12 protein-coding genes and 1 pseudogene are annotated in these 13,507 nt (G+C 62.8%); 5 read left to right on the top strand and 8 right to left on the bottom strand.

What is annotated here, in order from left to right; all coding sequences use genetic code 11:
- Positions 1-608: 608 nt before the first annotated feature.
- The 3 genes and pseudogenes from AADJ02_RS14880 to AADJ02_RS14870 all read right to left on the bottom strand — a co-directional run.
- Positions 609-1,212 (bottom strand): annotated as a pseudogene (locus AADJ02_RS14880) (IS5 family transposase); the annotation flags it as partial.
- An 89-nt stretch (positions 1,213-1,301) separates the two neighbouring features.
- Positions 1,302-1,700 carry an ATP-binding cassette domain-containing protein gene (locus AADJ02_RS14875; RefSeq protein ID WP_341213793.1) on the bottom strand — a complete coding sequence of 133 codons (399 nt, stop codon included), beginning with the start codon at positions 1,698-1,700 and terminating at the stop codon, positions 1,302-1,304.
- Positions 1,701-1,777: 77 nt separating this feature from the next.
- Complete coding sequence (locus AADJ02_RS14870) at positions 1,778-2,350, bottom strand: iron-containing alcohol dehydrogenase (protein ID WP_341213792.1); 573 nt, start codon at positions 2,348-2,350, stop codon at positions 1,778-1,780.
- Between AADJ02_RS14870 and AADJ02_RS14865 the strand changes: the two genes are divergently transcribed.
- Together AADJ02_RS14865 and AADJ02_RS14860 are read left to right on the top strand one after the other, a co-directional pair.
- Complete coding sequence (locus AADJ02_RS14865) at positions 2,336-2,854, top strand: amidohydrolase family protein (protein WP_341213791.1); 519 nt, start codon at positions 2,336-2,338, stop codon at positions 2,852-2,854. The genes AADJ02_RS14870 and AADJ02_RS14865 overlap by 15 nt on opposite strands.
- 216 nt (positions 2,855-3,070) lie before the next feature.
- Positions 3,071-4,600, top strand: a complete 1,530-nt coding sequence (locus AADJ02_RS14860) for an aldehyde dehydrogenase (NADP(+)) (protein WP_341213790.1) — start codon at positions 3,071-3,073, stop codon at positions 4,598-4,600.
- 228 nt (positions 4,601-4,828) lie between these two features.
- On the opposite strand, the gene AADJ02_RS14855 is transcribed toward AADJ02_RS14860, so the two are convergent.
- On the bottom strand, positions 4,829-5,851 hold the full coding sequence (locus AADJ02_RS14855; protein ID WP_341213789.1) for an HPP family protein: 1,023 nt from the start codon (positions 5,849-5,851) through the stop codon (positions 4,829-4,831).
- A gap of 516 nt (positions 5,852-6,367) precedes the next feature.
- Between AADJ02_RS14855 and AADJ02_RS14850 the strand changes: the two genes are divergently transcribed.
- Positions 6,368-7,291: an IS110 family transposase gene (locus AADJ02_RS14850; protein WP_341213788.1), complete on the top strand. Its 924-nt coding sequence runs from the start codon at positions 6,368-6,370 to the stop codon at positions 7,289-7,291.
- A gap of 991 nt (positions 7,292-8,282) precedes the next feature.
- Here the strand turns inward: AADJ02_RS14850 and ihfB are convergent.
- The 4 genes from ihfB to AADJ02_RS14830 form a co-directional block, all read right to left on the bottom strand.
- The gene (gene ihfB, locus AADJ02_RS14845; protein ID WP_341213787.1) at positions 8,283-8,609 is read right to left on the bottom strand and encodes an integration host factor subunit beta; all 327 of its coding nucleotides are present in this window, start codon (positions 8,607-8,609) and stop codon (positions 8,283-8,285) included.
- A gap of 158 nt (positions 8,610-8,767) precedes the next feature.
- Complete coding sequence (locus AADJ02_RS14840; protein ID WP_341213786.1) at positions 8,768-9,955, bottom strand: MFS transporter; 1,188 nt, start codon at positions 9,953-9,955, stop codon at positions 8,768-8,770.
- A 166-nt stretch (positions 9,956-10,121) separates the two neighbouring features.
- Positions 10,122-10,280 carry a hypothetical protein gene (locus AADJ02_RS14835; protein WP_341213785.1) on the bottom strand — a complete coding sequence of 53 codons (159 nt, stop codon included), beginning with the start codon at positions 10,278-10,280 and terminating at the stop codon, positions 10,122-10,124.
- A gap of 110 nt (positions 10,281-10,390) precedes the next feature.
- Positions 10,391-11,125 carry a response regulator transcription factor gene (locus AADJ02_RS14830; RefSeq protein ID WP_341213784.1) on the bottom strand — a complete coding sequence of 245 codons (735 nt, stop codon included), beginning with the start codon at positions 11,123-11,125 and terminating at the stop codon, positions 10,391-10,393.
- Positions 11,126-12,178: 1,053 nt separating this feature from the next.
- On the opposite strand from AADJ02_RS14830, the gene AADJ02_RS14825 reads away from it, so the two are divergent.
- Positions 12,179-12,502, top strand: a complete 324-nt coding sequence (locus AADJ02_RS14825; RefSeq protein WP_341213783.1) for a DUF2934 domain-containing protein — start codon at positions 12,179-12,181, stop codon at positions 12,500-12,502.
- Positions 12,503-12,915: 413 nt separating this feature from the next.
- The gene (locus tag AADJ02_RS14820; protein ID WP_341213782.1) at positions 12,916-13,239 is read left to right on the top strand and encodes a hypothetical protein; all 324 of its coding nucleotides are present in this window, start codon (positions 12,916-12,918) and stop codon (positions 13,237-13,239) included.
- The last annotated feature ends 268 nt before the right edge of the window (positions 13,240-13,507 follow it).

Here is a 13,507-nt window from a genome sequence, read left to right as displayed (position 1 = left end):
ACAGAAAACGGGGGAACGCGCACTGTCGGGAGAATGCCAAGCGATAACTCTCAGCGACCCGTGTCAGCCGCAGGATACGAGCCTGCCCCCGGCTGCAGGCACACGCGGTTCACCAACGGCCGGCCCAGCACCCCACGATGCAGGCGTTTTCCGGAAATACTCCGTCACGCACCGGCTAGAAACGGTGGTGACTGGGGCCGAACGTGTAGCGGCCCAAGAGCATGCATATATGGCGGCCCGGTTGGATCGGCGCCCTAGCGCGCGAGCCGGCAAGGATGTGAGACCGCCACATCACTTCATCGAAATCCCCACATACGACCGGCAAGGCAACCACCAGTCCGAAGCCAGCACAGGCGGCAGCCATTCGGGGACGGCTCGGCCATCAGGAGCGATACAACCAGCGCCCTCCCGTTTTCTGTCCGAGCCCATCACCCTTTTTGCTCGGCGAAGCGCTCTCGCAGCCAGCCTGGTAGCGTGACCCGAAACATGGTCGGCTCGATCCGGCCCTCCGTCGCTGCTCGAGCACCTTGCGGATCGTCTTACCCTTCGGCCTCAGCGCCTTGGCAGGCCAGTTGATGATGGGCGACAACAATCTTGTCCGTAGGTTGTCGCCCGATCTTTACCGCCAGGCTCGGGGCCAGGCGCGCATAGGTCTGGCGCAGCTCGATCCCGGCCTCGGCCGCAAGGGCCACCAGCTTCTGCCGCGCCGTCTCGTAGAGCCGCGCGTCGGTCGGGTGTGCGATGTTCTTTTCCATGACCGTGGTGTCAGACCGACACCTGCTTCAGGCTCTTGTCCGCCACCGCGCCCGAGCTGCGACCAGCTTCGATGGTCTTCGTGAGCAGCCATTCCACGCCTTCTTCGCCGATGCGCTTGCGCCAGCGGGTGAGCGATGAGGGGTCGATCGGCGGGCGGTGCTGAAAGAACGTCTCACCGCAGAAGTGTTGGTAATACGGGTTCTCGACCCAGCGCGCGACCACGGCTTCGTCCGAAAGCCGGTAGGCGTGCTGGAGGTAGAGGAGCCCCGCGATCAGCCGCGCCGGTGTCGCTGGCCGCCCGACCGAGGATGGAAAGAACCCGGCCCATTCACGCTCGAAGAATTCCCAGTCGATCAGCTCTGCCAAGGTCGCCAGCTCATGACGCATGTCGATCATGTCGGTCAGGCGGGGCCGCAGGAGGTCGTCCTGCTCTTCAGCGCGGGGATGAGGCTTCATCACGGCTCCGGAATTCGCAAGGTTTCGAAACACAGCTTACGAAAGCCTGCAAATCATCGCCACAAATTCCGAGAGTTCAGATAGCAAATTCAGGAGCTTGGGAGTTGCTCAGGGCGAACTTTGTAGTGGCCGCAGAAGATGTTCTCGGCCACCGTCAGCTGCCCGAACAGGAGCAGTTCCTGATGGACCACGGCCACCCCGGCTGCAGTCGCATCACGCGGAGAACCGAAGCGCACCTCCGCCCCGCCAGCGAAAATCTGCCCAGCAGTCGGCAGGTGCATTTCCGCCAGCACCTTGACCAGCGTGGATTTCCCCGCACCGTTTTCGCCCATCAGCGCGTGAATGCGCCCCGGCGACAGGTCGAGCTGCATCTGTTTCAGTGCTTGAACGGGGCCAAAGGTTTTCGATATGCCGCGCACCGACAGCGCCGGGCCCGAGGCAACACTTCCCGATGCCGCCGAGGTATCGGCGAGCTGGCGAACATTCATGATCTCTCCTCCCTCGCCCCCGCGCCTCCTTGCACCGGGGCGTCTGTCCCCGGCCCGGAAGGGCCGGGGACAGAGCCTTAGCGCCCGGTGATCCGGGTCGCGATGGCATCTGCCGCGCGGATCGCCTGGGCGACTTTGGCGGCAGTCAGCGGAACGGGCACCGAGTGAATGACCGAGGCCGGGTTCATCGCGGCCTCTCCCACCTGCATCAGGTCGGCATCGCTCACTTTTGTCAGGCCGAGGTCCGCCAGCGTCACCGGCAAGCCGATTGCGGCGCAGAAATGGACGGCCTCCTCGACCTCTTCCGGCCCGCGGTTCTCCAGCACCAGAAGGCAGACGATGCCGAAGGCGACCTTTTCGCCATGCATGAAGTGATGGGTCGGCTCCAGCACGGTCAGCGCGTCATGCACCCCATGCGCCGCCGAAACGCCGCAGTTCTCGAACCCCAGCCCCGACAGCAAGGTGTTCGCCTCGATGATGTTCTCCACCGCCTGGGTCAGGCAGCCGGCGCGAGCAGCGTCATAGGCGGCCAGCCCGTCGCGCATCAGCGTCTCGTGACAGGCCCGTGCGATCTGCTTGCCGGCGACCGACGGCGCATAGCCGTCTCCCAGCCGAAATGGCACGGCCTGCGCCCCATGCTGCAGGAGCACGATCCGGCACTCATCACCTCGGACAGTTTCCGCGCAAACCTCGCCGAGGTCGCCCGCCGCGACATACCTTTCGACATCCTGACCTTCCCGCGTCACCTGCCGCCCCTGCTCGACATACTGCCGGAAGTCCCAACGCTGCGCGGCATCGTCGACCACCTATCGAAACCCGACATGACCGTTCCCAGCCTCGGCCAGTGGGGCGAGGACATGACCCGCCTCGCGGCCCACCCGAACCTTTCCTGCAAGATCTCCGGCATGGTGACCGAAGCAGGCCCGGACTGGACGCCCGCGCGCGTCCGCCCCTACCTCTCCCATGTGGCTGAGGCCTTCGGACCCGACCGGCTGGTCTTCGGCACCGACTGGCCGGTCTGTACCTTGGCCGCCACCCATGCGCAGGTCACCGATCTCGCCCGTAACTTGCTGGGCGATCTCTTCGGTCCGGAAGATCTGGCAAAGATCTTTGAAACCAACGCGGCCCGGTTCTACAAGCTCCCACCGGCCTGACCCCACCTCTTTTAAGTAGGAGGAGCAAGATGATCCTCGGAGGTACTGCGCTCCTCCATCTTGCCGGACCTACCCCGAGAGGGAATTGCCGTAGGCAAGAGAGGGGCAGGCCCTCCTCCAGCCCTCTGTCGATCGGCATCGGCGGTCGCACCAGGGCGATCCGGCCGAAGACCGACACGAGGCCAACGTTTTATACCATTCGGAAGGAGACCTCCCATGGACGGCACGATCCCGGAATTAACCCCCCACGGCAAACACCTCATCGCCGGCGACTGGGTCGCCACCGAAGCGACCTTCACCTTCGAACCCGTCCGCGGTCCGGCACATGATTTTTCCCTTGGCACCCCCGAGCTCGTCGCTCGCGCCTGCGAAGCCGCCGAAGAAGCCTTCTGGATCTACGGCTACACCACCCGCGAAGAACGCGCGCTCTTCCTCGAGGAAATCGCCAATCAGATCGAAGATCGCGGCCCCCAGATCACTGAGATCGGGACCCGGGAAACCGGCCTGCCCGCCGCCCGCCTCGAAGGCGAACGTGGCCGCACCACCGGACAGCTGCGCCTCTTCGCCAGCCACATCCGTGCGGGCCAGCATCTCGAGATCCGCCACGACCCGGCGCTTCCCGACCGCCAGCCCCTGCCGCGCCCCGACCTGCGCATGATGCAGCGCCCCATCGGACCAGTAGCTGCCTTCGGTGCCTCAAACTTCCCCCTGGCCTTCTCCACCGCCGGCGGCGACACAGCGGCGGCACTCGCGGCCGGCTGCCCGGTGGTGGTGAAGGGTCACGGCGCCCATCCCGGCACCGGTGAGATCGTCGCTGAAGCCATTGATGCCGCTGTCAGGAAATGCGGCATGCCAGCCGGGACCTTCTCCCTCATCCAAGGCGGGAATCGCTCCGTCGGCCAGGCACTGGTGCAGCATCCGCTGATCAAGGCCGTGGGCTTCACCGGCTCGCTTGGCGGTGGGCGCGCTCTCTTCGATCTCTGCGCGCAACGTGACGAGCCGATCCCCTTCTACGGCGAACTGGGCTCCGTCAACCCAATGTTCATGGGTCCTGCGGCACTCGCCGCCCGCGGCGAGGCCTTGGGCAGGGGGTGGGCCTCCTCGCTGACCATGGGCGCGGGTCAGTTCTGCACCAACCCCGGTATTGCCGTGGTGATTGAATCGGCCGAGGCCGATGGTTTCGCCGAGGCCGCCCGTGCGGCGCTTTCAGAAAGCGGCGCGCAGGTCATGTTGACCAACGGTATCGCGGAGGCCTTTGCCTCCGGCGCAGCGACGATGGGCGACCAGTCCGGCGTGCAGCATCTTTTGACGTCCATGTGCGACACGCGTGAGGCAAAGCCCTTTCTCTTCAAGGTCGCCGCCGAAGATTGGCTGAGCAATCATACGCTTGGTGAGGAGGTCTTCGGCCCTCTCGGTCTGATCGTGACGGTGAAGGACGCGGACCAGATGGTCGAGGTGGCGAAGAGCTTTGCCGGGCAGTTGACCGCGACGTTGCACATTGACGAAAACGACACCGCACTAGCGCGGAGCCTGCTGCCGGTACTGGAGCGTAAGGCCGGACGCGTGCTGGCCAACGGCTTCCCCACGGGGGTGGAGGTCTGTGACGCCATGGTCCACGGCGGGCCCTATCCGGCTTCGACCAACTTCGGCGCAACCTCGGTGGGCACCCTGTCTATTCGCCGCTTCCTGCGCCCGGTCTGCTACCAGAACATCCCGGAAGGCGTGCTGCCCGACGACTTGGCGTGATACAGTCCTGAAGGGGGAAGGCGCAGTTCCGGCGAAGCACAGCATCATGGCCCACGAGAGCTGACGTTTGGCGATTACCAGTGGGACGGGTTCCGCTCCCAGTGAGCCAAACCATAACGGCTTTGCGTGAATCCATGCCCTGCCGACATAGGAGAAAGCCGAAGCTGGGTTCAACATGTAGCGCCAGGCACTGCCGCACTCGCGCCGGTTGGCGTCAGGGCGGAACGATTATGCCGCGGAGCGCTCTTCGGCACCGCTGAGCAGCAGCCGGATCATGTCGGAGCGGGTCACAATGCCGACAAGCCGCCCATTCCTTTCCACCGGTATGACCTCGCTTCCCTGAACGGCCAGCCGGTTCAACAGAACCCCGACCGCCAGATCATGGGAAACGGCGCAGTCGGCCGCGCGCATGACATCGGCGACGGTGCATAGGGCAGTGCGCTGATGCTGCGCTTCAAAGCCCCTCTCGGCTGCCATCGGGGCGAGCAGATCGGACTGGAGCACGAGGCCGCGCAGCCTCATGCCCTCCTCCACGACGGGGAGGCTCTTGATGGCATGGCTGTGAAAGAGCCGTGCTGCCTCGGTCAACGTCGTGCCGGGCTGCACGGTGATGAGATTTCTGGTCATGATGTCGGCGCAGGTCGTGCCCGCGAAGCGATGCTGCGCCGCCTCTGCCTCTGCGGCTGCGAGCAGCCGACCAAGGTCAGCAATGCCGACATTCGTCGACTGATTGAATCGCTCCAGCAGCGCGCCGAGCTGGTCGGTCGATAGCCCCAGTCGCAATGCGGGATCTTGGGCGTCATCCGCGTCCGGCTGGCGGAATGGGTAGGCCCGGCCCGTTATCCGGTTGTAGATAATGGCCGCAAGAACCAGCGCAGCTGTCGTCACCCCCACGGGCATCAGCGCGAACATCGGCCCGGCCTCCAGCGCCAGCGCCGGGTCGAGCGCCATCAGCAGGGCAACCGCGCCACCGGGAGGGTGCAGAGCGCGCATGACCATCATCGCCACGATCGCGGTGCCGACCGCCATGCCGGCCGTCCAGGGCGCGGGGACAAACCGGATCGCGAGCAGCGCGATCAGGGCCGAGGTCACGTTGCCGACGATTGCGGACCAAGGCTGAGCAAGCGGCGAGTTCGGCACACAGAAGACCAGCACGGCCGTCGCACCGAGGGGCGCCACGAGAAAGAGTTCTGGACCAGCCCAGGTGGCACCAAGGCTCACCAGCGCGGCGCAGAGGCTGATGCCGATCAAGGCCCCGAATCCGGCTCGCAGTTGCTCGGATCTCTGAGACGCCGGCAGCGCGGGATAGAGATGATGCCAGGCTCGCATTCGGGTTTCTCCGAGAGCAGCGCGCGAAGCTGATTGCTTGCGCGTTCCCGTCGGGGTCTGCCTGATTCCTGAGCAGAGGGGAAACCGGCAGTCGGTGCCTGGATGGAAATAGGGACACCCTACCTTCGGCCCGCGGCCTCATCGGGACAGGCGTGCTCCGTCCCCCAAAGCCATCGAAACGCTAATTCTGCCGCAGCGTCCACGGCCATCTGATTGGCTTGAGTCGGAGAAGCCTGGGCGCAAAGGGAAGAGCGGGCCTAGCGCCCCCCCCCTGTCTGTTGCGAATGGAGTAAAGTGGCGGTGCGGAAGGGAGCCCGTCCCCCCCCAGGGTAGAGAGCCCGTGTGGGAGCAAGGGTCCCTTCCGCGTCGCGATCAACCTGAACAGTTGCTTGGGACGGCTGACTCCGATCCCGCATGACATGGACAGGAGCTTTTACCATGCCACAGACCGTCATCGGCTGCGACCTTGCCCGCGGCTGGATCGATACGCATGCCCTGCCGACCAAGGTGGTCGTGAGGGTCAATAACAATCCGGACAGCATTTCCCGCTGGGCCGCGTCCTTGCCTACAAACTCTCTGGTCGTCTTCGAGGCCACCAGCGGCTGCGACACTCTTTTGATCAAGGCACTCTGCGACCGGGGCCTTCGCTTCGCACGGGTCAATCCGCGCCAAGCCCGAGAGTTCGCCCGCGCGACGGGCGTGTTGGCCAAAACGGATCGGGTCGATGCGCGCATACTGGCTGATATGGGGCGCCTATTGCCTCTCGAGGTTACCGCGCCGCCTCATCCGGATCGGGCCCGACTTTCTGATTTCCTTCGTCGCCGCAGGCAGTTGGTCGAAATGCGGAAAGCCGAAAAGGTGCGTCGCCACAGCGCCGGCCAGCCAGCAATCCTGCGCGAGATCGAGACGATGATCGCGCTGCTCGACCGCCGCATTGTCATCATGGATCGCAAGATTGCGGCTCTGATCGGAGACAGCCCCGAACTTACCGAGCATGCGGAGTTGCTTCGCGCCGTGCCTGGGATTGGACCGACGGTGCTGGCAACGCTTCTCGGCGAACTGCCCGAACTCGGCACGCTCTGTCGGCGTCGGATCGCCTCTCTCGCCGGGCTCGCTCCACATGCCCGCGAGAGCGGCACATGGCGCGGCACACGACGTATATGGGGAGGACGACGCAAAGTCCGCGAGGCTCTCTACATCGCGGCTTTGAGCGCGTCCCGCAGCGTGCCGCTCTTGATTGCCATGCGAGATCGAATGAAGGCTGCCGGCAAAGCCCCCAAAACAGTTCTCATTGCCGTTGCCCGTCAGCTCCTCGTCATCCTCAACGCCATGATCCGGAACAAACAGCCCATTCGCCTCTAAGAAACGACACAGTTGCCCCCCCGGCGCTGCCGCTGACGAGGTCGCCCGGCAGCACGCCTCAGCTTGAGGTTGACCTGTATCTATCCGAAGGTATAGGTTTTCTGCGTGGGATGCCGGCTTGTTGGGGCAGTATCCTCTCGGCGGATCAGGAACGCTCCCCGTTGCTCTTCCGTGAAACTGCTGCCCTGGCGTATCCAGTGGCAGCATTTTTTTGCGCGGTGTGAGGAATGGGCAGATGCCCGGCCGCATCCAGCCATCCCCCCAGGAAAGACCAGACGCGGCGCAGAGCGACCATCTTCCTACGCGATGGCGCGTCCCAGTCGACATTGCCCTTCGGGCAGGTAGCGCTGGGTCAGCCCGGCTTCGCGTCGTCCGACTGTCAGCCTTGGTGCCGGTGCTCGTTCTCAAGGCGAGAGGAAAGGACAGACACGAAACTGCGCGCTCAGGTCTAATAACTCGACTGGCGTAGCGCCGCGCTTCTGTCGAATGAACATCCTCATTACCCATGCATTCACTGCATAGCAGGATTGTCTTGAGGGCGGATTGCGGCTGGGTCCCGGATGGTTATCTCAATGCTGTCCTCGCAGTCCTCCCACTCGCGAAGGGCACAAGGCCAGACTCGAGCGCCCTTTCCTCCTCCCTGGGCGGCTCGACCCAGAGCTCCTCGGGTCTCTCCTCCCAGACCCGAGGAACCAGCGGCGGCGTCTTCCTCCCTCCCGGACGCCGCCGTCGTTCTCTCCTAAAGCGGACAGGCGAAATTCCCTGAGCGTTGACTGGGAGCGAGGCCCTCAAATCAGTCGCTCCACCGGGCTCACTATCTCGAACCCGCCGACAAATGATGGCGGACGCGCGTGGCCAAATGGTGTGGCGAACTCTCTGATCCGGACTGCATCGACAGAGGCATGATCCGGCTGATCTTGACGGGTTTCGAGATGTGCCCCTGGCCCGCTTCAGAACCCCGGCGGCAACGGACACCGCATCGGATGATCTGCTATCCGTGCTGGCTTTCCGCGGTTTGTCCGTCTGAAATGTCGGCGGCTGCTCCGTTCAGCCGCGCGACCAGCTTCTTGCTCGCTCTGAACTTCGGCAAATGGGCCTCATCGACTTGAACGGGTGCGCCCGTCTTCGGATTGCGACCCGAGCGCGGGTCACGCCGGCTGACAGAGAAAGCGCCGAAGCCGCGCAGTTCCACACGCCCACCGCGGGCCAGCGTTTCGATGATCTCCGCCAGAACTACATTCAATATCCGCTCGACGTCGCGCCGCAGCAGATGCGGGTTATCGTCGGCAATCCGTTGAACCAGCTCCGATCGAACCACTTTCCACTCCCGTCTGACACGCGATGCTGAACTGTAAGATCAAGTGTGGCCAATGAAAACGCCACCCCTTGAGGTTACGAGTGTTTCCGCTGGGGCCTACCGCATTCGCCATGTCGCAGACCTCGGCACTTTTCGGGAATTGGTCGGCGTCGGCGGCGTCAGTGCTCGATCCGCGGCAGGAACCATGCCAGAAGTCCGGCCACTGGGAGAAAGGCACAGATCTGATAGAGCGTTTCAACGCCGTGACTGTCGGCCACCACGCCAAGCATCGCAGCGGCGATGCCGGCCAGGCCGAAGTTGAGACCATAGAACAGCCCGCCGATGAGCCCGATACGGTTCGGCAGGAGTTCCATGGCGTAGATCAGGATCGAGGCGAAGGCGCTGGCCATGATGAGGTTGATCATCACCGTCAGCACACCGGTCCAGAACAGGTCGACATAAGGCAGCAGCAACGTCAGTGGCAGCGGGCCCAGGATCGAAATCCAGATGATGCGATACCGTCCGATGCGGTCTCCGACTATGCCACCGACAAGAACGCCTACGGCGGCGGCCAGAAGGAAGACGAACAGCATCATCTGGGAGCTGCGGATCGACACCTCGAACCGCTCGATGAGATAGAAGGTATAGAAGGACCGGAAGCTCTCTCCATAGGCGTTCTTGATGAACATCAACAGGGTCAGGACGACGAGACCGACAGCGACCGTCGGACGCGAGTGCTGGGGCGTGTCGGAGCCTTTTCGTGTTTGGGCACGAAGCTGAGCAAATGCGGCGCTGATCCGAGCCTGCTGACTGCCGATCCAAGTGAGCAGGATCATCGCGGTCAAGGCTGCCACGGCGAACCAGGCAAGACTTGGTTGGCCCCAGGGAACGATGATGAACGCGGCCAGCACGGGGCCAAGAGCGCCACCGGTCTGCCCGCCAACCTGAAAGATGCCTTGCGCCAATCCCTGTCGGCCACCGGCCGCGTAGCGCGCGGTTCGGGTTGCTTCGGGGTGGAAGATCGACGACCCGATACCGATGAGGGCCACCGACATCAGGATCATGGCGTAGCTTGCCGCGAAAGCGAGGCTGATCAGCCCAGTGAGCGTGAACATCATGCCGGCGACGGGCGAATATGGCGCCGGGCGCCGATCCGTGACCATTCCCACGACGGGCTGAAGCAGTGCGCCGGCGACCTGGAAGGTCAGGGTGATCATACCGATCTGCGCGAAGTCCAGCGCATAGGAGGCCTTCAGGATCGGGTAGACGGCCGGGATCAACGACTGCATCAGGTCATTGAGAAGGTGCGTGACCCCGAGAACGGACAGAACCGCCAGGTAGGTTCCGGAACGAGCCGCAGTTGTCATGACATCGCCTCTATCCGAGTTCTACCGAGCCGGGTGACCTTATGCGCGGCACCGGCGGCTGCAAGGGGCAGAAGTTGCAACCGCCTAAGCCGAGCTCGCCTACAGAGATCGGCATGCTCATCGTCTGGCGGCCGCCATTCCTGACAAGATGGAGGGTCTCACGAGATCAGGCCGCTTCGGGCCGCCGCGCCTCGGCCCGAATATTCAGGTAGTTGCCGCCGAGGATCAACGTGGCGCCGAGCAGCATGAGCGGTCCGACCGGTTCGCCGTAGAGTACCAGCCCGACCACCGCGATGACCGGCAGGCGGAGGAAGTCGAATGGCATCACCAGTGTCGCGGGCACCGCGTTACCTCCAAGAGGATGAAGGGCGTGCCAGATCGGGAGGCACGGAGGCGACCTCGTCGAGACCGAAAAATGCCATGCAGCCAGCGCCCTCATTCCCCGGTGTATCGATATCCAATTCCGTACATCGTTTCGATCGAGGAAAACCCCTCATCCGCCTGTCGGAACTTCGCCCTGATCCTCTTGATGTGACCGTCTATGCTTCGGTCGATCACACCGGCCTCATCTGCATAAAGAACATCCATCAGTTGGTCTCTGGACATCAATACGCCCGGATTGCTGGCGAGAAAATGCACCAACGCGAATTCCGACTTCGTCAGGGGTACATTCTCGTTGCGCCATTGCACGGAAAAACTGCGTGGATCCATCGCAAGCTTGGTGTGGTCGATGCGAGGCACTTCGGCCTCCTCGAGATCAGCCTCGCCAAGCGACTGCACGCGGGGCTTGCCCCGCTCCGCCAGCCGCGCCTCCTGTCTCCGCAGGTGCGAAGAGATGCGCTCCGTGAGGAGCCGCTGAGAGAAGGGCTTGACTACGTAGTCGTCCGCACCCATCCGAAGGCCGATCGCCTCGTCCACCTCGGTGGCTTTGCCGGACAGCAAGATCACGGGAACCTGGCTGATCTGTCGCAAGTGTTCCAGCACCTCCAGGCCACCCAGCCCGGGCATCTTCACGTCCAATACCACCAGTTCGGGCTCGACCTTCGGGAATTCCTTGAGGATTGAGACACCATTCCGATAGGTGGAAACTTCGAAACCCTCTGCTTCCAGAGCCGCCGAAACAGAGACCAAAAGATTCACATTGTCATCAACAACGGCAATTCTGGCCATACCAAGTATTTCCCCTGCTTGCGCAAACGGAATCGAGCTTAAGAATTTAAGCTTACCTAAAACATTTGCGCGCGGCTGCCGCTGCAGCCATTGTTCGAAACCGCACTGGCAGGGATGAGGTAGGACATACCTTAGGTGGATTAAAGGCCAAAATGACCTCACGGTACAAATTATGCCGATTGACGTGCGCGCTGATCTGATGGAGCAAAGTAGGTTCGGCGATGCCTGTCCGAGACCACTCCAGACATTCTTTCACATCCATTCCCTAGAGGACCCAGCTTTCCAGCCATCCTCATGTCGAATTAGGCATCAGGTCGTCATAATGTGCGCAAATCTGCTGAACCTGCCACAATCCAGCTGGCTATGTCGAAGCAGATGGAGGCAGGCCGAGGCTCGTGAATGGACGGGGTCCCGAGGCGTGCAATCAATCGGAGCTCTCAGGTCCAGCTGAAGATGAAGATCGATCTATCGCGGTCGACAAAGTCTGGATCGGACTCTTGCGCTCTCCCTCCCTCCCGGCCGAGCTGACTGGGGCTGCGCGAGATGATCGCGCTCCGCTCGACGCCGCGGGAGCCGACAGCATGGCCCCAGGCAGCTTGGTGGGGAAGAGCGAGCGCAGGCCGCCCCGACCTTGTCCATCGGAGCGCAATATGGATCATCGAAAAGAGCAACCCCGGAGGTCGGACCTCCGGGGGCTAGGCCGCCTAATGCGGAAGGGTCGGACTTCACTCCGAGAAGTTTGTCCTATGAATCGCGAGCGTGCGCTACCTGATCCACTTGTATTCTAAGCCGCGGCGCGGCCGCCGGGATCGAGGCACTGCTGTCAGTCAAACGCCCCGCTTCCGGTACATCCTTACTACCGCATCCTGGCTCCGGCCGCAAGCGCTAAAATACGCCTTTCTGTGGTTTTTCCATATGATTTCATAATGTTGACAATCCGCCCTCCCCCACTTGAGCCCCAGAATCCCGCACTGGCAGAGGGCTTGGCGAGCCATTGCCCTGCGCTGCTGCACCGCTAGCTTTGAAGCATCTGCGCGTTGGAGGACTCCCCCCATGTCGACGACCCCTGAAGACCGCATTCGCCAGCGAGCTTATGAGCTGTGGGAGCGCGAAGGATGCCCCGTTGACCGCAGCGAGGCCCATTGGCGTCAGGCGGCGCAAGAGATCAACGATGAGGACTCTCAGACCTCACCGGTGTCTGCGAAGTCTCCGATCCGCTCTCGCCCCCGCCGGCAGGCGAGCGAGGACCGCCGAAACGGACCCAAGGCCCATGCATTGAAGGCCGCAGAAGCTGCGGCCAGACAGTATGGCCTGGCCCTTTCGGACATCCTCGAGACGCTATCTCAGGAAAAGAAGAAGGGCCGCAGGACCAGCTGAGGCTCCTTTCCATCCGCAAAGGGGCTTGTGTCCGCCAGGCGAGGTCATCCTCGTCATCTTCGCCTTGGCCGCAGCACGGGCAGGCTTCCCACGCGACGGGTGATCAGGCGCCCGTGTCCGGCCACAGTGAGGAAATGCGTAATCGCCGTCACTGTGCTCACGCACCACCTCGGCCGCGGGATACGGCGAGGCGAGATAATCAGATGATCCGCTTTCACTGGGCGCTCCTCTGCACGCCAAAGGTCGAAAAAGATCTTCCAAATAGCAGCGAGACCGTCCGGTAGGGACGGCACCCATCCGCCCTGGACCAATTCTGTTTGAATTGAGGCCGAACGGTCCGGGGCAGCCCTTTTTAATCTCGGGGAAATCTGGATCCGCTAATTTTCAAGGTGTCATGTATTAGCGGGACCGACATGCAAGGGAAACTGAAATACTATTCTGTGCTGATCGAGTGGGAATATAACTATCGGGAGTCCGGGCTCTACGGTTGGATCGGATGGGCCCGCAGTGAGGACCATGCCGTCGAACTGACGCGCCAGAGCATGGCGCAGGATGAGCCGGGATTCACGGAAGGGCTGTCGCTCGAGGAGGTCGGAGGGGAGGTCCTGGAAATAGTTGAAGGCGGCGGCATGTGGCAGGCTGGCGCCGCTGCAGTCCAGCTTGAGCGCATGATCGATGACGACCGCACACCGACCCGCGACGACCTTCAGAGGCTGCTGTCAATTTTGCGACCGTAAGCGGTGGCTGTCGGGAGAGTTCCTACAGTTGAGGATCGAATTCCGGGGGAATATCCCCCGGATGCGCGTACGAGGAACGTAACCGCCTCTGTCATGCTTAGACCCGATGATCGGGCAGTGAGCTGACTGGGTCGATGGGTCTAGTGCGCCATCGGATTGGAAGGGATCCTTCTTTCACAGCCGCTCTACAGAGAACCGGATGAGGCACGCCTGCTCCGATTTTGATTCAAAGCTCCCTGCCGCCGCGATGGTCGTCCGGTTGCCGGCC

The sequence above is a fragment of the uncultured Limimaricola sp. genome, from assembly GCF_964022235.1.
Taxonomy (GTDB): Bacteria; Pseudomonadota; Alphaproteobacteria; order Rhodobacterales; family Rhodobacteraceae; genus Limimaricola.
The sequence above is the reverse complement of the archived record's forward strand: the minus strand, read 5'-3'. Positions and strand labels throughout refer to the sequence as shown.